This is a genomic window from Senegalia massiliensis (assembly GCF_900626135.1).
Taxonomy (GTDB): domain Bacteria; phylum Bacillota; class Clostridia; order Tissierellales; family SIT17; genus Anaeromonas; species Anaeromonas massiliensis.
The window spans coordinates 472,052-492,003 of sequence record NZ_LR130786.1 but is presented as its reverse complement, the minus strand read 5'-3'; the positions used below and the strand labels follow the sequence as shown (position 1 = coordinate 492,003).

At 26.0% G+C, this 19,952-nt stretch carries 19 protein-coding genes; 14 read left to right on the top strand and 5 right to left on the bottom strand.

Features of this window, described 5'->3' with window-relative positions; translation table 11 throughout:
* Positions 1-8: 8 nt before the first annotated feature.
* Positions 9-1,319 (bottom strand): helix-turn-helix transcriptional regulator, encoded by a 1,311-nt coding sequence (locus E0D94_RS12245; RefSeq protein WP_165442965.1) that lies wholly within the window; start codon positions 1,317-1,319, stop codon positions 9-11.
* A gap of 341 nt (positions 1,320-1,660) precedes the next feature.
* Here E0D94_RS12245 and E0D94_RS12240 point away from each other — a divergent pair, with 341 nt between their 5' ends.
* From E0D94_RS12240 to E0D94_RS12230, 3 genes are all read left to right on the top strand, one after another.
* Positions 1,661-2,929 (top strand): MFS transporter, encoded by a 1,269-nt coding sequence (locus E0D94_RS12240; protein WP_130807850.1) that lies wholly within the window; start codon positions 1,661-1,663, stop codon positions 2,927-2,929.
* A 42-nt stretch (positions 2,930-2,971) separates the two neighbouring features.
* Complete coding sequence (locus E0D94_RS12235; RefSeq protein WP_130807849.1) at positions 2,972-3,598, top strand: class I SAM-dependent methyltransferase; 627 nt, start codon at positions 2,972-2,974, stop codon at positions 3,596-3,598.
* 77 nt (positions 3,599-3,675) lie between these two features.
* Positions 3,676-3,930: an SHOCT domain-containing protein gene (locus tag E0D94_RS12230; protein WP_130807848.1), complete on the top strand. Its 255-nt coding sequence runs from the start codon at positions 3,676-3,678 to the stop codon at positions 3,928-3,930.
* A 33-nt stretch (positions 3,931-3,963) separates the two neighbouring features.
* Here the strand turns inward: E0D94_RS12230 and E0D94_RS12225 are convergent, their stop codons facing one another.
* Positions 3,964-4,677 carry a phosphatase PAP2 family protein gene (locus E0D94_RS12225; protein ID WP_207289766.1) on the bottom strand — a complete coding sequence of 238 codons (714 nt, stop codon included), beginning with the start codon at positions 4,675-4,677 and terminating at the stop codon, positions 3,964-3,966.
* Positions 4,678-4,823: 146 nt separating this feature from the next.
* Here E0D94_RS12225 and E0D94_RS12220 point away from each other — a divergent pair, with 146 nt between their 5' ends.
* From E0D94_RS12220 to E0D94_RS12190, 7 genes are all read left to right on the top strand, one after another.
* Entirely contained in the window at positions 4,824-5,597 is a 774-nt protein-coding gene (locus tag E0D94_RS12220; protein ID WP_165442964.1) for a patatin-like phospholipase family protein, read from the top strand.
* Between the two features lie 46 nt (positions 5,598-5,643).
* On the top strand, positions 5,644-6,216 hold the full coding sequence (locus E0D94_RS12215; RefSeq protein ID WP_130807846.1) for a DUF421 domain-containing protein: 573 nt from the start codon (positions 5,644-5,646) through the stop codon (positions 6,214-6,216).
* 352 nt (positions 6,217-6,568) lie between these two features.
* Positions 6,569-7,822, top strand: a complete 1,254-nt coding sequence (locus E0D94_RS12210; RefSeq protein WP_130807845.1) for a murein hydrolase activator EnvC family protein — start codon at positions 6,569-6,571, stop codon at positions 7,820-7,822.
* Between the two features lie 141 nt (positions 7,823-7,963).
* Positions 7,964-9,526: a MutS-related protein gene (locus tag E0D94_RS12205; protein WP_130807844.1), complete on the top strand. Its 1,563-nt coding sequence runs from the start codon at positions 7,964-7,966 to the stop codon at positions 9,524-9,526.
* A 39-nt stretch (positions 9,527-9,565) separates the two neighbouring features.
* Complete coding sequence (locus tag E0D94_RS12200; protein WP_130807843.1) at positions 9,566-10,240, top strand: LiaF transmembrane domain-containing protein; 675 nt, start codon at positions 9,566-9,568, stop codon at positions 10,238-10,240.
* A gap of 17 nt (positions 10,241-10,257) precedes the next feature.
* Positions 10,258-11,172, top strand: a complete 915-nt coding sequence (locus tag E0D94_RS12195; protein ID WP_130807842.1) for an ABC transporter ATP-binding protein — start codon at positions 10,258-10,260, stop codon at positions 11,170-11,172.
* The gene (locus E0D94_RS12190; protein ID WP_130807841.1) at positions 11,172-12,413 is read left to right on the top strand and encodes an ABC transporter permease; all 1,242 of its coding nucleotides are present in this window, start codon (positions 11,172-11,174) and stop codon (positions 12,411-12,413) included. The genes E0D94_RS12195 and E0D94_RS12190 overlap by 1 nt, the downstream gene beginning before the upstream one ends.
* A 265-nt stretch (positions 12,414-12,678) precedes the next feature.
* On the opposite strand, the gene E0D94_RS12185 is transcribed toward E0D94_RS12190, so the two are convergent.
* Both E0D94_RS12185 and E0D94_RS12180 read right to left on the bottom strand, forming a co-directional pair.
* Positions 12,679-13,083, bottom strand: a complete 405-nt coding sequence (locus E0D94_RS12185) for a hypothetical protein (protein WP_130807840.1) — start codon at positions 13,081-13,083, stop codon at positions 12,679-12,681.
* A 243-nt stretch (positions 13,084-13,326) separates the two neighbouring features.
* The gene (locus E0D94_RS12180; RefSeq protein WP_242620541.1) at positions 13,327-13,902 is read right to left on the bottom strand and encodes a TetR/AcrR family transcriptional regulator C-terminal domain-containing protein; all 576 of its coding nucleotides are present in this window, start codon (positions 13,900-13,902) and stop codon (positions 13,327-13,329) included.
* A 257-nt stretch (positions 13,903-14,159) separates the two neighbouring features.
* On the opposite strand from E0D94_RS12180, the gene E0D94_RS12175 reads away from it, so the two are divergent.
* The 4 genes from E0D94_RS12175 to E0D94_RS12160 all read left to right on the top strand — a co-directional run bounded on the left by E0D94_RS12175 (position 14,160) and on the right by E0D94_RS12160 (position 19,658).
* Entirely contained in the window at positions 14,160-16,220 is a 2,061-nt protein-coding gene (locus E0D94_RS12175; protein ID WP_130807839.1) for an efflux RND transporter permease subunit, read from the top strand.
* A gap of 4 nt (positions 16,221-16,224) precedes the next feature.
* On the top strand, positions 16,225-18,216 hold the full coding sequence (locus tag E0D94_RS12170) for a YhgE/Pip domain-containing protein (RefSeq protein WP_130807838.1): 1,992 nt from the start codon (positions 16,225-16,227) through the stop codon (positions 18,214-18,216).
* Between the two features lie 101 nt (positions 18,217-18,317).
* On the top strand, positions 18,318-19,043 hold the full coding sequence (locus tag E0D94_RS12165; protein WP_242620540.1) for a L,D-transpeptidase family protein: 726 nt from the start codon (positions 18,318-18,320) through the stop codon (positions 19,041-19,043).
* A 111-nt stretch (positions 19,044-19,154) separates the two neighbouring features.
* Entirely contained in the window at positions 19,155-19,658 is a 504-nt protein-coding gene (locus tag E0D94_RS12160; RefSeq protein ID WP_130807837.1) for a ferritin, read from the top strand.
* Between the two features lie 50 nt (positions 19,659-19,708).
* Here E0D94_RS12160 and E0D94_RS12155 read toward each other — a convergent pair whose 3' ends face one another.
* On the bottom strand, positions 19,709-19,918 hold the full coding sequence (locus tag E0D94_RS12155; RefSeq protein ID WP_130807836.1) for an alpha/beta-type small acid-soluble spore protein: 210 nt from the start codon (positions 19,916-19,918) through the stop codon (positions 19,709-19,711).
* Positions 19,919-19,952: the final 34 nt, after the last annotated feature.

The following is a 19,952-nucleotide window of genomic DNA, read 5'->3' as shown; positions in this document are numbered from 1 at the left end:
TTATTATTTTAGAAAGGGTTTCCATTTAATTCTTTCAGTATTTGTTCTGATTTCTTTAAAGACTTAAATGCATTTTTATAATCATCAATTTCAGAATATATATTACTTAATTCTTTGTATGCAAAAGATAAATATTTAGAAATTCCCACTTTACTCATCATTTCTATTCCTTTATTAATTGATTCAATTGCTTGGTTTATATTACCAAGTTTAGATAATATCATGCCTTCATAAACCTTTCCTAACCACATATTTACATAATCTGCTTTATGAAAGAGTAAATTTCGGAAAGTGGTTTTACGAATCTCATCATAAGCTTTTTGGTATTCTTCTAGCATATAATATACAATTGCTAATTGATTATGAAATAGATGATTGGGATAGTGAGGAGTATTTTTAAACATTTCTCTAGCTCTTTTTAAATATTCTAAGGCTTTTATAGGTTCATTGATATCTGTATAATAAACACTAAAGTTAAATTCTAATATAGCTAAATCTAATTCATTATCAGTAAATTGAGCAAATAATTTTGCTTTTTCAAAATAATATAATACATTTTCATAATTTTCTATTACTCTATTTAAATTGCCTTTTAGTCTATATAATTCACCTGTATTATAATATACATTAGTTTCTTTGGATAAATTTATTGCATCATCAATAGGTTTAAAAGATTCATTTATTTTACCCATAGAAGATAATATCAAAGATTTATTAGACAGATATTCTAAATGAAAAGTAATATCTTCTGTAGTAGAATTCATATATAACTCATAAGCTTCAGATAATATTTTTAAGCATTTATCATAATTTTGTTCGTTCCAATAACGTCCAAAAAATTCCATATAAGCTTTAGCAGCATAAGAATATAAATTATGTTGTTTATATATTTCCACTGCTTTTTTTAAGTACTTGTCTGATACTTCAAAATTCATTAAATTTACTTGACTTGCTCCATTTTTATATAAAATATCTGCATATAATTTACTATTTTTATTTATATCATAATTATTTAAAATATCATCTAATACTTCTATAACTTTTTCACTTTCTCTGTTTGTCATATATTCATCAGCTATTTTTATTTTAGATTTAATTTTTTCTATTGGTATGTTTTCGTTTAAAGTATTCTCATCTAAAAAATATGAAATTGGTTTACCTAATTTATTAGCAAGATGCTTTAAATTTTTCATTGATGGCATTGCATTATTATTTTCTATTTGACTTAACATACTTTTAGTCATTTCCTTACCAGCAAGTTCGGATTGTGTGAGTTTTAATTCTTTTCTCAATGATTTAATCTTTTCTCCAGTAGTCATATTTTCCTCCATAATATATTTTAATTATAGTATAGTACAAAAATATTTAACTTTCAAGAGGTGGATAAAATAAGTTTAAATAGATTAAACTAAACCGTTGACAAAATGCTTAATAACACATATGATGTTACTATAAGTTAAACTATATTAAACTTTATAATCAATTATTTAAAAAGAAGTTAAATATAATTTGATTATATTATAGGAGGTTATAAAATGAAAATTTATGTAATGAATAATGATCACAAATATAACCCAAAAGATAATAAAGACATAATATTAGAGATGTTAAGAATATATTAGTAAAATTTAAAATAAAAGTATTGATAGGAGTTGATATAATGAAAAATAAAAATTCAAAAGAGCAAATTAATATTCTTTTATACCTAACAGGGAAAATAGTATCTCTGTTAGGTACACATATATACACTTTTGCAATTTCTTTATATATTTTAAGGACAACTGGATCAGGCACTTCATTTGCTCTTAGTATTTTATTAAGCATGATACCAAGAATAATTCTAAGTCCCATAGCTGGTTCTATAGCAGATAAAAAAGACAGGAAGAAAATAGTTGTAAGTTTAGATGTTTTAAGTGGTATTATTGTACTTGGTTTAGTTGCTATATCATCTATATATGGTTTGAAATTAGTGTTCATTTATATTACTACTTTTTTATTATCAGTAGTTAATACTTTTTTTGATGTAACTATAGGTGCAGCAATACCTAATTTAGTATCAGATGAAAAATTAGTTAAAATAAATTCTTACACTCAGGTTTCTACATCTTTGGCAGGTATTATGGGACCAGTATTAGGTGGTGTAGCATATGGGTTAATCCCTTTAAAATTATTTTTAATCATTAATGGTATTTCTTTTATACTATCTGCTATTTCTGAATTTTTTATTAACTTTAAATACAATATTAGGGGTGATACCAATGAAGATAAAGAAATAGTAGTTGAAAAAGGGTTTAAAGCTTTAACAAAAGAAGTTAGTGAGGGATTACAATTTATAAAGAATAAAAAATCTATATATTCTATTATGAAATTTGCTTTAATTCTTAACTTTTTAATAAACTCTACTACAGCTGTGATTAATCCTTTTATAATTAATGACATACTTAAACTATCCTCTACTCAATTTGGAATTATACAAGGTTCATTTTCAGTAGGTATTTTAATAACTTCTATAATAATAGGTAATCTTCCAGAAAGAGAAAAAAAATTTAAAACATTAGTGTTTGGTACTTTTATAATGGGTCTAATGATTATACTTATGGGAATACCTTCTATTGGTGTTTTGAAAAATTTAAACAAACAAATATATTTTATATATTATATATTAATCATGGTTATTTTTTCAATCGTTATGATTCTAGTAAATATTCCAATTAATGTTTCAATACAAAGAATGACTCCTGATAGAATGATGGGAAGAGTGAAGGGAACTATGGAGTCATTAGGAGGTGCTATGACACCAATAAGTGTAATAATTTCTGGAGTATTATTAGACTTAATTAAGCCATACATTATACCTATACTTTCAGGAAGTTTAATAATCATATTATCCATAATAATGAGTAAAAATAAAAACTTAAAAGATTTTTAATTTATATTGAATTTTGGGTATAAATATTCTGAGGTGAAATAATTGAAAAACAAAAGTGAAAAAATCAAAAACAGATATAATAGAATTTCAAAAATATATGATATACTAGAATCTCCTATGGAAAGCATGTCTATGGGTAAATGGAGAGAGTTACTAATTGAAAAAATAGAAGGTGAAAAAATACTTGAAGTAGGAATTGGCACAGGGAAAAATTTAGACTATTATCCATCTGATTTAAATATAACTGGTATTGACTTTAGTGAAAAGATGTTAGAAAAAGCTAAACAAAAAAATTCTAATAAAGACAATATTAAAATAATAGAAATGGACGCAGAAAATATGGAATTTGATGATAACACTTTTGATACTGTAATTACATCTTGTGTATTTTGTTCTGTTCCTGATCCCATAAAAGGGCTAAAAGAAATTAGAAGAGTATGTAAAAATAATGGAAAAATAATAATGCTTGAACATATGAGAAGTGATAAAAAAGTTATAGGAGGATTTATGGATATAATAAATTTTATACCTGTTAATATTTGGGGTGCAAATATTAACAGAAGAACAATAAATAATCTAAAAAAAGCAGGTTTTAAAAAAGAACATATTGAAGATATGAACTTATGGAGTGATATAGTTAAGTTAATAGAAATAAGAAATCAAAAATAAAACTCATATTTCATCTAAAATTAAATACTATATTATATGTAGAGATGAAATATTAAAGGATTGAGGTGGGGAATAAAATGGATGGATTTATGGATACTGGATTGCATGATATGATGAATCTTGGCTCAAGATTAAGTAGTTGGTTTATTATCTATGATATTATTAAACTAATTATAATAGTTATAGTGGTATTAGTTTTAGTAAAAATGTTTATAAATAACTCTAGAAATAATAACTCAAATAGAGCAATAGATATTTTAAAAGAAAGATATGCATCTGGAGAAATAAGTGAAGAAGAATATAACAATAAATTGAAAAATTTAAAATCATAAAAGGTGATCAAATATTTGATCACCTTTTATGATTTATTTAAAGATTTTACGAATATTATCCACTGGCCTTATATTATGTCTTATATGCCATTTTATCCATTCAAGTGATACTATACATATAATTAACCAAAAAGCCCCTGAAAGCTGACCAGCAATTACGTCAGAAGGGAAATGTGCTCCTAGGTAAATACGACTAGTACCTATAATAATAAAAGTAATTGTAAATATTATAGAAAAAATCCATTTGAATTTTTTAGAGAATTTACTTTTAACAACTAAATAAATTAAAAAACCATAAAAAATTATTGAGCCCATTGCATGTCCACTTGGGAAACTATAACCTACCGCATCTATTTCAGGTATGATTGAAGGTCTTTCTCTCTTAAATATATTTTTAAGTAACTTTATTAAAAGTCCTCCACCTGCTACAGAAATTATAAGGAATAGAATATTTAATTTATCTTTATTTCTAAATAAAAATATCCCAGATATAATTATAGTTAAAGTAGCTAAAAACCAAACTGAGCCTAATTCAGTTACGATGGTAAAGAAGTTATCTAGAAAATCAGAAGAATTTGATGTGAAAAAATCTATTATTCTACTATCAAAATTTTTTACTTCTTTTTCAATAACTTCACCTGCAATTTCTGAGAATCCTAAAAAAAGCATACCTGCTAATAAAAATCCAATTACTAAAAGTATAATTGGGAAAATTGAACTTTTTATTTCATAATCATTATTTGGCAAATAATACACCCTTTCGTTATAACTATAATCATTTTAATATTACCCTAAGTTATGTTTAATACACATTTAAAATAGAATATTTGTCTTTAATGATTATATATGATAAATTTATAATTGTAAATATTTTCAATGTGGAGGCGTATATAATGAATGGAGTTTATTTACAAGGCGGAGGAGCAAAAGGCGCTTTTCAAGCTGGAGTAATTTATGGATTAAAAGAAAGAGGTATAAAATTTAATATAATTTCTGGAACTTCCATAGGATCAATTAATGGATATTACATATATACAGACAATATAGAAAAGTTAAAACAAACATGGCTTTCAATAGATCAAAAGGAAATAAATGACCAAGTGATAAAAGATAAGGTGATTGAAAATAAAGTATTCATAGAAAAGCTTAGTAAACTTAAAGGTAGAAATGAAGATATAAAAGACTTTTATGTAAATTATATAAATATAAAAAATGGTGTACCTAATCATGTAGTTAAAAACATATCAAAAATTTCTAAAAAAGAAGTTTTAGATACTATAAAATATAGTTCCCTTCTTCCATATATAGGTCCAATTAATATACATCTTAATGAAGCAATTAAAAATTTTAACTCAAGTATAATTTTTGAACAATTTAAAGAAGAACTAAAAAAAGGTAGCTATGATGGGTATAATTTAGATGGTGGAATATTAAACAATAATTTTTTAGAAGTCTTTATTAAAAATAAGGTAGATAGATTATTTATAATACAATTTAAAAAAGATTATCAAATTCCAGAGTATATACTAGACTATTATGATAAAGAAGATATTACAGTAATAGAACCAACTACAGAGTTTGAGCCAGGAGATACATTGAGATTTGAAGAAAAATTTTGTGAGTTTCGTTTTAATCAAGGATATAATATAGCAAAAAATATTGAATAAATATATAAAACCTTCGTAAACTATATATGTATATGGAGGTGTTTTTATGGATTTTATATGGAATGCATTAATATTATTAATTTCAGGTGTGTTTTTCTTAAGAATATCAGGTAGAAAGTCAATTTCTCAAATGACTATAGCTCATACAATTATAATGATTTCCATAGGTTCTTTGATAGTTCAACCTATAGCAGAAAAAAGTGTAACAAGAACAGTTATTATAGCAGGTATATTTGTAATATTTACTATAATATTAGAGTTTTTACAAATTAAGTTAAACTTTATGGAAAAGTTAATTACAGGTAAATCACTTATTGTAATTGATAATGGAAATATTGATGTAGATAATTTAAAGAAATTAAGGTTAACTGTAGATCAATTAGAAATGAGGCTTAGGCAACAGGGGGTCTCACAAATAGATTATATTAAAAGTGCAACCATAGAGCCTAATGGTCAATTAGGATATGAGCTTAAAAGAGAATATAAACCTTTAACAATAGGAGAATTTGAAAAGATAATTTCTTCTCAAGATAATAAAATTAAAGATACAAATAACAATATATTTTCCGAAGTAAAATATAAACATATAAATAACACTAAAAATAAAAAATTAAAATAAAATGATAAATTAATGTACATATAACTTAATAGTTTTAAAAATTGTAATACCTATGTAATAATATAGGACTAAATTCCTATATTATTTTTATGCTAAATTATAACATTAAAATCACTTTAAATAGCTAAAATGTGCTAAATTTAGAGGGATATAGTGACTATTTGACATAGAATATTTAAATTTGATATTTTTATAAATTAATTATATAATAGTTTTATCGGAAAATATTATAATCTTGTTACTTAGAGGTTATATATTTGTTCGGAATTTGATATAATGTAATAAAAATGAAATATAAATACTCGTTATAAACTTCATATATAAATTTTAGACTACTTAAGGGGGAATTTCAGTGAATTTCAGAAAGATATCTGCTGTTTTGTGTGCAGCTATATTACTTAATGCATCATTTGTTTATGCTGATGTAGATAGTAAAAAAGATGATTTAAATAAAACTCAACAAGAAATTAATAAGGTTAAAGACGATTTAAATAACACAAAAAAAGAAAAGCAAAATGTAGAAAGTGAATTACAGGAATTAGAATCTAAAATAAGTAATACAAGTTCAGATATAAGTGCATTAGAAAATAATATATCTAATGTTAGAACTAATATAGAAAAAAGCAAAAAAGAAATTGAAGAATCTCAAAAAAGTATAGATGCTAAAAATGAACTAGTAAACAAAAGATTGAGAGCAATGTACAAGAATGGTAACAATATAAGTTATTTACATATTCTTTTGTCAGCTGAATCTATAGGCGAATTTATTGAAACATTTGATACAATAAGAAAAGTAACAGATAATGATCATGAACTTTTAAAAGAAATGGAAAAAGAGAAAAAAATAGTAGAGGCAAAAAAAGATAAATTAGTTTCACAGGAAAAACAATTAAAGCTTCAAACTGTTAAATTAAAAGAGAAAAAACAAGAACTTGAATTAGCATCTAGAAGTAAAAATAAAATAGTAAAAGAATTAGATCAAAGCATTCAAGTAAGCGAAGAACAATATAAAGAATTACAAGAAGATTCTCAGAAGATAGCTCAAGAAATTAGAAGCTTAGAGGAAGAAGCAAGAAGAAAATTAGAAGCTAAGAAAAAAGCTGAAGAAGAGGCAAGAAAAAAAGCAGAGCAAGAACAAGCAAATAAAGAAAACCAAGGAAATCAAGGAAATAGTAATTCATCTAACACTAACTCAAAGCCTCCTGTTGAATCAACAAGAGCTTATAAGTGGCCAGTACCTGGGCATAAGAGGGTAACATCACCTTTTGGTAATAGAACTCATCCTATTTTTGGGACAGTAAGAATGCATACAGGTATAGATATTGGAGCTCCAAGTGGAGCTACAGTAGTAGCAACTAGAGATGGTATAGTTCTTTCCTCAGGTTGGAAAGGTGGATATGGAAAAACTGTTATGGTAACTCATGATAATGGTACAACCTCTCTATATGCACATAACTCTTCTCTTTTAGTTAGTCCTGGTCAATTTGTAAAACAAGGACAAGCAATAGCAAGAATAGGAAGTACAGGAAATTCAACAGGACCACATTTACACTTTGAAATTAGAGTAAATGGAAATTATAGAAATCCGTTAAGTTATGTAAGATAAATGTAAAAAATGACAAGCATATGCTTGTCATTTTTTTATAGAGTATTGATATTTTGTAATAAAATATAATATCATAGTTTAGAAGGAAAATAGATATTTATGTAGAAGTATATAATTAACAGGGATATTGGAGTTGAATTAATGATAAAAAAGATTAAAAATATATTTAAAAAGAAAAAGAAATTAACATATAATATAAATAGAAAAAGAAATTTTAAAACTATTGAATTAATGTTTAATAGCATTAAAAAAGAAAATGACTTTGTAGATCATAGTACTTGGGCAGACTTAAATATGAATAAAGTATATTCAAATATTGATAGAACCCTTACAACCCCAGGAGAGCAAAAATTGTATTCTATTCTGAGGGAACCTTTATATGATAAAGAAAAATTAGAGAAAAGAGGAGAGGTTATATCTATATTTGATAGATATAATGATTTTAGAAGAGATGTTCACGAACAATTAAATAGAATTGAAAGAACAGATGATGATATTATTTATATATTAAAAGAAGGTTTAGAAACTAATTTTATAATGAAAATAATTTATAATTTATTTACTTTATTTTCTGTTTTAAGCATAGTATCCATATTTTTAATTCCAAACTTTAGAAGTAATGCTATTTTAATTCTTGGAGTTATATCTTCACTCAATATGTTTTTACATTACAGTGCAGGTAGAAAAATAGGAGATAAAATAGAAACTATTGAATATACAGGCAATATGATAAAGGTAAGTGGTGATTTATTAAATATATTAGAGAATAGACTTCCTGATTATTGTGAAAAAATTAGTGAATTATATAAAATTACTCGAAAGATAGGTAAGAAATCAAAAATGATTACAACTGTTGAAGGTTTAGATGTATTTGCAGATTATATAAATATACTATTTTTAGTAAAAGAAAGAAACTATTTTTCAATTGTAGATCAGGTAGAAAAATATAATAAAGAAATAATAGAATTATATAATTTGATAGGTGAAATAGATGCATATGTTTCAATATCATTATATAGAGATAATTTAGAGTATTATACCATACCTGAATTTACTGATGAAAAAAGGGTAATGAAATCAAAGGATGTAATTCATCCACTTCTTGAAGATGCTATACCAAATGATTTGAACTTTGAAAAAGGAGGAATGGTTTTAACAGGTTCAAATATGAGTGGTAAATCAACATTTTTAAGAATAATAGGTGTAAACGTTATATTATCACAGACCATATATACAGTTTTAGCTAAAGAATATATATCATCATTTTATAGGGTAGTTAGTTCTATTAGTCTACAAGATAATATTGGGGAAGGAAAAAGCTATTACTTTGCTGAAGCAGAAGCAATATTAAGGATGATAAATTCAACTGAAAGTGAAGTTACAACACTTGCTTTGATTGATGAAATATTTAAAGGTACAAATCCAGTTGAAAGGATAAATGCAGCAGCTGAAATATTGAACTATATTGACAAACAAAATGCATTTACTGTTGTTGCAACACATGATTTAAATTTAATTCCACTTATACATAATTACATAAGATATTATTTCATGGAAAATATGACAGATGAAGGAATGGAATTTGATTATAAACTTAGAAAAGGTATATCTCCCACAAGAAATGCTGTTAAAATATTAAAATTTATTGGTTACCCAAAAGATCTTTTAGAAAATATTGATAAAAGATTAGAGAAAATAGAATAGTATTAATTAAAATTAAAAATAAAATTAAGAGGTGAGGGTATGAATAGAAAGATAATAGGTGTTATAATTATTTTAATAGGAATAGTATTATTTCTAAACTCTAATGATATTTTAGACTTAGATATAGGTAATTTTATTTTTACTTATTGGCCTATAGTTTTAATAGGGTCAGGATTATTTAGTTTAATTACTAATAAATCCTCAAAGGTAGGGGGAGCTATAGTCTTAACTATAGGTATATTATTTCAACTTAAAAATTTAGATTTGTTTGATGTATTTAATTATTTGGAATTCTGGCCAGTTATCATTATAATTATTGGTATAAGTTTAATAATTTCACCTAAAGATAAATGGAACAAAGAGGATCAAGATATTGTAAGACCGATTGCGATATTTTCTGGATTAAATTTAAAAAATACTTCAAATAATTTTAAAGGAGGTTCTGCAACTGTATTATTTGGTGGAATAGATTTAGATTTAAGAGAAGCTGCTATAAATAATGATAAGTTAGCGACAATAGATTTGTTTATTGCCTTTGGTGGATTAGATATATTTGTGCCAGAAGGTTGGAATGTAGAAGTTAAAGGATTGCCACTTTTTGGTGGATGGGATAATGAAACTAGAAACAAAGGAAATAAAAACTTACCAAAATTGAGAGTTAACTGTATTGTACTTTTTGGTGGTTTTGATATAAAAGATTATAGAAAAAGTTAATTAAAGGAAGTGAGTATATGAAATTACAAGTAAAAGATATTTATAAAACTTTTGGCAAGAAAGAAGTATTACATGGAATATCATTTAATGTAGAGCAAGGGAAGGCATTAGGATTACTTGGGAGAAATGGTGCAGGAAAAACTACTACAATAAGAATTATTATGAATTTATTTGATCCCAATAAAGGAGAAATAATTCTAAATGGAAATAAATTTAACCCTAGAAAACAAAGTATTGGATATTTACCAGAAGAAAGAGGACTTTATCCAAAGCAAAAAGTATTTGAACAATTAGTTTATTTAGGGGAACTTAGAGGTCTTACAAAAGCTAAAGCTAAAGAAAATACTCTTTATTGGTTAAAGAGACTAGGGGTAGACGAATATAAAAACAAAAATTTAGAAACATTATCAAAAGGAAATCAGCAAAAGGTACAACTTGCAGAAACATTTCTTACAAATCCAGATATAATTATATTAGATGAACCTTTTAGTGGGCTTGACCCTGTTAATTCACAAATATTAAAAGATATTATAAATGAACTTATAAGAGGTGAAAAATTACTTATATTTTCATCACATCAAATGGGTTATGTAGAAGAATTTTGTAAAGAAATAGCCCTTATTGATAAGGGGAATATAGTACTTACAGGAAATTTAGATGATATAAAAAAAGAATATGGAAATAATAGACTTACCATAAGTGCAAGTAATTTAACATTAGAAGAATTAAATAAAGTAATAAGTAGAGAAATAAATGATGTAGTTAGAGTAATTGAAAAGAGAAATAAATATTTATTATTAGAACTTGTACATAATAGTTCAAAAAATGATTTCTTGAAAAGAATTATAGAAAAAGGTATTGATATAGAAGAATTTTCATCATACAAACCTAAATTAGAAGATATATTTGTTGAGAAAGTAGGTGAAAAATAATGAAAAACTTTTTTACAGTACTTAAATTTGAATTATTAGGACTTATAAAAAAGAAAACTTTTATAATTTCAACAATAATAATACTCTTAATATTAGCTATTGGGCTATCAGTACCCACTATCAAAGATTTATTTTCATCTGATGAAGGAGAGGTAGATGGAGATGGAGGTGGAGATATAACAAAGGATGCTAAATTTGGATATGTAGATAATAGCGGAGAGTTTCAAAAAAGTACAATACTAGAAGAGAATTTCTTTGCTGGGGAATTGAAAAAAATTGAATCGGAAGATCAACTTAAAGAAAAAGTAAATTCTGGAGAAATTGAATCTGGCTATATAATAAAATCTCCTAACGAATATATAAGAGTTATAAAAAACAATGAACTTTTAGGAACACCTGATTCAGCTATGTTTGAGCAGGCCTTGATTACAGCATATAGGATAAATGGATTTAATGAAAAAGATATAGAATATAATGAAGTTGAAGGATTAATAAATCCTCAAATAAAATCAGATACTACTATACTTGGTAAAGATAGTGCAAGTAATTATCTTTATACATATATATTAGTATTTGGAATATATTTTATGATAATATTCTATGGTCAAGTTATAGCAACATCAGTTGCAAGTGAAAAAAGTAATAGAACAATGGAAATTTTAGTAACAAGTACAAATACAACGTATCTTATATTTGGAAAAGTTATGGCTGGTGCTATAGCAGGTGTATTACAATTTGGAATAATACTTGGTACAGCAATTGGTGTATATAAGTTAAATAGTGAATCATGGAATGGTGCATTAGATTTCATCTTTGATATACCTTCAGATGTGTTGTTACTATTTTCTGTTTTTGGTATATTAGGATATCTTTTTTATTCATTCATATATGGAGCACTTGGAGCTCTTGTATCTCGTACAGAAGATATAAGTGCAAGTTCAACTCCAATTACAATAATATTTGTAGCTGTATTTATGATTTCAATGTTTGGAATGCAGAATACTGAAGGTATGCTTTTAAAGGTAGCTTCATTTGTACCACTTAGTTCATTTATGGCTATGTTTGTAAGAGTTTCTATGGGTAGTGTTTCAAATATTTCAGTTATAATGTCTTTAACATTATTGGCACTTTCTACTTTATTAGTAGGATATATTGCAGCTAAAATATATAGAATGGGTACGTTAATGTATGGTAATAGAGTAAAATTAAAAGATATATTTAAAATAATGAGAAGTCAATAGAAAGTATAATAGTAACTTTTAAGGTATAATCCTCATATATTATTATTAAGCTTATAAATTTATAAGCTAATATAAGATACTATAAAAGGAGGATTATTAATGTCTGGATATAATAGAGGTTGTGGAGTTGATAGTGAATTATTATTCTTTTTCCTATTACTTGTAGTATTATTTAGTCAATGCTATGGAGGGTATGGAGACTGTTAATTTACTATAAAAAAAGGAGAAGCTTTTAAGCTTCTTCTTTTTTTACATTTTATTATAATTAATAGTATTTTCTTCTACCGAAACCTCTTCTACCAAAAGGTCTTCTATAGAGAGCAACTACTAATAAAAACCAAAGTAATAGACTTGAACCACTAACATATTGGCTTCTACTTAATCTTGATGAACTAGGAACATTCTCATCTACTTTTATTAAATCTTTTAGATAAGGAAGATTATCTGATGAACTTTGTTGAGAAAATGTATTCATTTGGGATAATGCTTCTAAGTTTTTCATATGATGCAATTTAACTTCATTGGGAACTTCTTTTTGTACCCTTTCTATTTCATAAATAAGGTCTCTATCAGATATATTCTCATATTTTTTTGAATGCTTTTCTAATTCATCTAAAACATAGTCATCATAAAGAATTCTATTAAACATATATCCAAAGTTATGAGGCATTTCAATTATCTCCTTTCGTAGGAACTCAATTTATAAATTAAAATAGTATACTATTTTTAATAGTTATATAGCTCTTTTATAAGCTAATATATAATATGTAAAAAAATATTTTTAGTTACAAGGAGTAATGCCACATATCTTATATATATAACAATAAAGGAAAATAAGTCTAATATAGAATATTCTATATTAGACTTATTTTTTACTAATTTTAATATCAATATTTTTACTATTATGTTGTAGCTATAATTCTCTTTCTGCTGTTTTAAGAGCCTGCTTGATAGTTTCATATAGTGTAATGGAAATATATTTAACCATATCTTCTTTATCTTTGTGATCTTTATCTTGAATCCAGCTAATCAAAAGAGCTGCTAGTGCCTCAGTATAAAAGTTTATAATGAATATTTTATAATCAGAAGGAACATCCATGTTTTCAGAAAGCTGTTCAACAATATTACCTACAATTGAAAGAAAATCTTTTTGGAAAAAATGTTTTAGTTCATTCCGTCCAAGCCCATCTAAAGCACAATTACATATATGATTATTTTTTTCTACATAATTCATAACAAATAGAATGGCATCTTTATAGTCAGTAATTAGATCATATTGTTTTACTACTTCAATTGCTTCTTCTTCAAACATCCATCTTACTAAATCATATATATTTGAAAAATGATAATAAAAAGTTTTTCGATTTACACCGCAATCTTCAACTATTTCACGGACAGAAATTTTATTTAAAGGTCGTTTTTCCATAAATTTTTTAAGTGAAGAGGCAAGGGCTCTTTTGGTCATTAGACTTGTTGTTTTATACTTCAATATGTATCACCTCATTTGTATTTATTATACAACTGAACAGTTATTTTATCAATTAATTTGACCATCAATTAAGTAATAATTGTCCGGTTTTTATACAAAGTCAATTGAATTATCCATTTTCAGCATTTAAAACAGTATATATAATCTATTATAAGGTAGCATAGTTTATTAAATATTAAATCTGAAAATTAATAAGACAATATTAATTTAGATAAGGAATGTTTTTAAATTCGTGATTTATTAGGTGAGGTGTTAATATGGAAGTATTTTTTAGAAGAATGTTAAATCACAAAAAGTTTATAGTATTTATATTTTTAGTTTTTAGCATTCTTTGTATTTTTTTTAGTAGGCAGGTAAAGGTTAATTATAATATTAATGATTATCTTCCAGAGAATAGTCCATCTACTCAGGCCATTAATGTGATGGAAGATGAATTTGAAGGAGGAATTCCAAATGCTAGAGTTATGATATCAAATGTCACTATTGCTGAAGCACTAGATTATAAAGAAAAATTACTTGATATAGATGGTGTCAGTAATGTAATTTGGCTAAATGACTCTATAAATATTAGAAAACCTCTTATAACTCAAGACTCAGAAATCATAGAGACTTATTATAAAGATAATAATGCATTATATACAGTCACTATTGATGAAAAGAATAGAGTTGAATCAGTTAACTCTATTCGTAATTTAATAGGTAGTGACAATGCAATGACAGGATCTGCAGTTAATGATGCAGTTGCCACTGAATCTACTGTCAATGAGATTTCTAGAATAGTAAAAATTGCTATTCCTTTACTTTTTTTAATTTTAATTATAACTACTACGTCTTGGTTTGAGCCTGTTATTTTGTTAGCTACAATAGGTGTAGCTATTTTACTTAACTCAGGATCAAATCTTATATTTGGCACAATATCTTTTATAACAAATGGTGCAGGTAATATATTACAGTTAGCTATATCTCTTGATTATTCTGTATTTTTATTGCATCGTTTTGAGGAATTTCGCAAACAAGGATTAAGTGCTGAAGAAGCTATGTTACAAGCCTTATATAAATCTATTGGATCTATTTTATCCAGTGGTATTACTACTATAATAGGATTTGCAGCATTAATTTTAATGAGGTTTAAAATTGGACCTGATTTGGGATTATCTCTTGCTAAAGGGATTGGTTTTAGTATATTGACTGTATTCACATTACTACCTGTTTTGGTTTTATTGACTTATAAGGTATTTGAAAAAACAAGACATCGTCCTTTATTACCTGAATTTAATAAATTTGGAATATTAGTTAGAAAAGTCATGATTCCTATGGTGATTATTTTTTGTATGATAGTTGTTCCAGCATATCTTGCACAAACACATAATAGTTTTTATTATGGCTCTGAGCATATATTTGATAAATCAACTCAATTAGGTAAAGATACAGAAAAAATAAATGATATTTTTGGAAAGGCTAATACAATGGTGTTAATGGTACCACGTGGAGATACAGCTAATGAGAAAAATCTTAGTGATGATTTAAAAGATATTACAAAAGTAAATAATATCATATCTTATGTTGATAATGTCGGAGCTGAGGTTCCTTATGAGTATTTAGATGAAAATACCCTTGAAAATTTTGTTTCTGAAAAATATAGTCGCATGATATTGAAAGTTGGAACTCAGTATGAAGGTGAAAAAGCATTTAAAGTAGTTAAAGAAATCCGAAAGACAGCAGAAGACTATTATCCTAATGAATGGTATCTTGCTGGAGAAAGTGTAAGTACTTATGATTTGAAAGATACAATAACAGATGATAATATCCGTGTAAATTTAATTGCAATTGTAGCTATATTCTTTGTATTACTATTAACTTTTAGGTCTTTAGCAATACCAATTATCCTTGTTCTTGGAATTGAAACAGCAATATGGATAAATTTATCTATTTCATATTTTTCAAATTCTATACTGTTTTATCTTGCTTATCTAATTGTAGGTTCTATACAATTAGGTTCTACAGTAGACTATGCAATATTAATGACTAATCGTTACCTTGAATTTAGATCCGAAATTGTAAAACAAAAAGCTATACAACAAACTATATCCTCAGTTACAGTATCAATACTTACATCTGGTACTGCTTTAGTAATTGTTGGTTATTTACTTGCTTATATTACATCACATGGAGTTTTACAAGAACTTGGGTTATTAATAGGACGTGGAACACTTATGTCCATGACTGTAGTATTTTTTGTATTGCCAGGTTTGTTATATTTATTAGATACATTTATTGAAAGAACTACTATAGGAGTTAAGTTTTTTAGAAAGGAGTAAAAAAATGAAATTAAATTTATATTTTTCTATGAAAAAACCTTCATTTATCTTGTTAATTGTTGTTATTTTAATTTTTTCTATGGTTTCTACTTCTTTAGCAGTAGATTATAAAGGTAAAGAGGAAGTAGTTTATGCCATGCTTGATACTAATGGTGAAATTGATGGGGTTTATGTTGTGAATATATTTGATCAAAAAGGTAAAATTGTTGATTATGGAGATTACTCTAGTATTCGTAATATGACTTCTAAAGAAAAAATTAATATGGAAGATAATAAAATTACTGTATTAAATAATAATAAAAAGCTTTATTACGAGGGGAAGCTTAAAAGAAATACACTGCCATGGAATATTTCTATTAAATATTATTTAGATGGTAAAGAATATACTGCAGAGAAACTTGCTGGTAAATCAGGTTATCTTAAGATAGATATGGTTATCAGACAAAATAAAGAGTTTAATAAAATATTTTATGAGAATTATGCTTTACAGACTGAGTTGACATTAGATACATCAAAATATAGTAATATCAAAGCAAAAGGAGCAACAATTGCTAATATAGGGAAGGATAAAAAATTAACATATACAATTCTTCCAGGACAAGGGGCAGATATTTCTGTAGCTGCAGATGTTACTGATTTTGAAATGGATGCTATAAATATAAATGGTATTCAATTAAATATTAACACTGATATAGATGATAGTGAAATAATGGATAATATTAATGAACTAACAGAAGCAATAGAAAAACTTAATAATGGTGCAGATCATTTAAGAGATGGATCTTCGAATGTAAATGATGGTACTGACAAGCTAGAATCTGCTACTAAAGATTTGAAAAAAGGTTCATATGATTTGGATAATGGTGTTAACTCACTTAAAAATGGAATTATTCAAGTTCAAGGAGGACTTAACAAATTAAATGATAAATCATCTTCTCTTGTAAAAGGTTCTGAACAGGTAAAATATGCACTTTTAGATATTCAAGAAAAATTGTCTAAAGTATCAACTAGCACTGAAGATATTGAAGACTTGATAAATGCTTCATCAAGTATAAAAAAAGGTATAAATGATATTAATTCAGGTATACAGTCACTCAAATCTGGTGTCAATTATAATCAATATAAAGGTGTTATGAAAAGTAATGGGTTAAATATAGATGTATTGAAGTCAAGTAATACAGAAACAATTAATAAATTGAATACACAAATTGAGTCACTAAGAAAATCTTATAATAACATTAAAGTCAATCCAGAATATGGTGAACAAGCAAAACAGCTCAAGAATCAAATTGATCAGCTTACTAACATTGTTAATTTACTTAATGGAAATAATTCAGCTATTTATGGAACAGAAAATTATCTAAATGGAGTTTCTGAATCTATATCTGAGATATCTGATGGATCTAAAATTTTAAAATCTCAATATGAAGAATTTGATGGAGCAATTATAGAACTAAGTCATAGACTTAATAGTATGTTAGTTGACATGACAAAACTATCAGATGGAATAGATACTCTAGTAGAAAAATATACAGTTTTTGATAGTGGTATTAATGAATACACAAATGGACTTTCAGAAATAGTTAATGGGTATTCTGAAATTGTTAAGGGTGTAAATAGACTATCATCTGGAAGTAGAGATTTAACAAATGGTACTAATAAGTTTTATGATAAGACAAGAGATTTAATGAATGGAGTAAATGATGTATATAATGGTACAGTAGAGTTATCAAAAGGCACAAATGAACTTAAAGAAGAGACATCTAATATGGATAATGAAGTTAATGATCAAATTGATAATATACAATCAAAAATTACTAGTAATAAAAGTAAAACAACTTCATTTGTTTCAAAAAAGAATGATAATATAAAATCTGTACAATTTGTAATTAAAACAGAGCCTATTAAAATAGAAGAAATAGATAAAGCTGATGAAGAACCAAAAGAGACTTTGAATTTTTGGGAGAAATTGCTTAAGCTGTTTGGATTCAATTAAATTGTTTATTATGACAAAACTCTTAAAAATTCAAATAAATTATTCAGGATAAAATAAAATATTTCCCTCTTGCATATATTTTATATACGGGAGGGATTTTATTGTTTAAAGGTGGATACCATATCATAGTAGCTATTTTTTGTCTGCTTATTGTAATAATATTAGGAAATAAAATTACATATAAGGTAGGGATGGAAATTATAGAAAATTATCAAGTGTATAATCATAATAATACCGACTATGATAATTTATGGATACTTATTAACATAGATAGTAAAGAACTAAAAGTTATAGATTTAGACACTAAAGATGTATTGAAAAAATATACAGTAGCTACAGGCAAAGAAAATACTCCCACACCTTTAGGTAATTTTAGAATAGTAGAAAAAGCAGTATGGAGTGGTGGTTTTGGCTCTCGTTGGATGAGACTAAACGTACCATGGGGTATTTATGGAATTCATGGAACAAATAAACCAAAATCTATTGGACTAGATTCATCTCATGGGTGTATTAGGATGAATAATAGAGATATAGAGGAATTGTATGATATAGTAAATTACAATACTAGAGTAACTATAAATAAAGGACAATATGGAATTTTTGGAGACGGTTTTAGAATTTTAAAACCAGGAGATAGAGGAAGAGATGTATTGGAAGTACAAAAAAGATTAAAATTAAAAGGCTATTACAAGGGAACAAATGATGGAATATATGGTGAAACAATGAAAATTGCTGTACTTAATTTTAAAAAAGATAATAATCTTGAGTCCACACATTTTATAAATTATGAAATGTATAGAAAGCTAAATATAATATTAATGGAATAACTTAATGTTTTTCAAATAATATGTTATACTAATATCTAGAGTTACACCCAATATTTTGGGTATACATATAATTGGTAATAATAAAAAAATTATTTCAAGGAGGAATTACAAATGGCATCAGAAAAAATGTTAAAAGCTTTAAATGAACAATTGAATTTTGAATATGAATCAGCAAATTATTATTTAGCAATGGGTGCATATTGTGCAGACGAAGATTTTGAAGGAATTGAAAACTTCTTTATGGTTCAAGCAGATGAAGAAAGATTCCATGCAAGAAAGTTCTATGATTATATCAATGATAGAGATGGTAGAGTAAAAATAAGCTCAATGGAAGAACCTAAAAATGAATTTTCATCAATAAAAGACGCATTTGAAACTGCACTTGCACATGAAAAAAAAGTTACAGAAAGAATTAATAATTTAATGAAATTAGCTCATGAAGAAAATGATTATGCTACTATAAGTTTTCTAAATTGGTTTGTAGATGAACAAGTAGAAGAAGAAGCTACTATGAAAACTATAATAGCAAAATTAGAAAGAATAGGAGATAGTCCACAAGGATTATTTATGTTAAATAAAGAACTAGGATCAAGAACATTTACTCCTGGTGAATAATAAAAAAGATAGGTGAATATTCACCTATCTTTTAGTATGTTTATAAGTTATTATTTTCCACTCATGTTTCTTTGAGCTTGCTCAACTAATTTCTTAGTCATATATCCGCCAACATAACCATTATCTCTAGCTGTTAAGTTACCTTTATCCATAGATTCATAGTTAGCCATACCTAATTCACTAGCTATCTCAGCTTTCATTTGATTAAGAGCTTGACGAGCTTCAGGTACTACTAATTTGTTTGAAGTGTTTCTAGCCATGTGTTTTCCCTCACCTTCATATGTTTTTATGTTG

What these genes read in the sequence shown, in the direction of transcription:
- E0D94_RS12240 (WP_130807850.1), top strand. Translation starts at nt 1,661, where the DNA reads ATGAAAAATAAAAATTCAAAAGAGCAAATTAATATTCTTTTATACCTA.
- E0D94_RS12190 (WP_130807841.1), top strand. Translation starts at nt 11,172, where the DNA reads ATGAAAAACTTTTTTACAGTACTTAAATTTGAATTATTAGGACTTATA.
- E0D94_RS12230 (WP_130807848.1), top strand. Translation starts at nt 3,676, where the DNA reads ATGGATGGATTTATGGATACTGGATTGCATGATATGATGAATCTTGGC.
- E0D94_RS12200 (WP_130807843.1), top strand. Translation starts at nt 9,566, where the DNA reads ATGAATAGAAAGATAATAGGTGTTATAATTATTTTAATAGGAATAGTA.
- E0D94_RS12170 (WP_130807838.1), top strand. Translation starts at nt 16,225, where the DNA reads ATGAAATTAAATTTATATTTTTCTATGAAAAAACCTTCATTTATCTTG.
- E0D94_RS12220 (WP_165442964.1), top strand. Translation starts at nt 4,824, where the DNA reads ATGAATGGAGTTTATTTACAAGGCGGAGGAGCAAAAGGCGCTTTTCAA.
- E0D94_RS12155 (WP_130807836.1), bottom strand. Translation starts at nt 19,918, where the DNA reads ATGGCTAGAAACACTTCAAACAAATTAGTAGTACCTGAAGCTCGTCAA.
- E0D94_RS12185 (WP_130807840.1), bottom strand. Translation starts at nt 13,083, where the DNA reads ATGCCTCATAACTTTGGATATATGTTTAATAGAATTCTTTATGATGAC.
- E0D94_RS12175 (WP_130807839.1), top strand. Translation starts at nt 14,160, where the DNA reads ATGGAAGTATTTTTTAGAAGAATGTTAAATCACAAAAAGTTTATAGTA.
- E0D94_RS12215 (WP_130807846.1), top strand. Translation starts at nt 5,644, where the DNA reads ATGGATTTTATATGGAATGCATTAATATTATTAATTTCAGGTGTGTTT.
- E0D94_RS12205 (WP_130807844.1), top strand. Translation starts at nt 7,964, where the DNA reads ATGATAAAAAAGATTAAAAATATATTTAAAAAGAAAAAGAAATTAACA.
- E0D94_RS12195 (WP_130807842.1), top strand. Translation starts at nt 10,258, where the DNA reads ATGAAATTACAAGTAAAAGATATTTATAAAACTTTTGGCAAGAAAGAA.
- E0D94_RS12245 (WP_165442965.1), bottom strand. Translation starts at nt 1,319, where the DNA reads ATGACTACTGGAGAAAAGATTAAATCATTGAGAAAAGAATTAAAACTC.
- E0D94_RS12160 (WP_130807837.1), top strand. Translation starts at nt 19,155, where the DNA reads ATGGCATCAGAAAAAATGTTAAAAGCTTTAAATGAACAATTGAATTTT.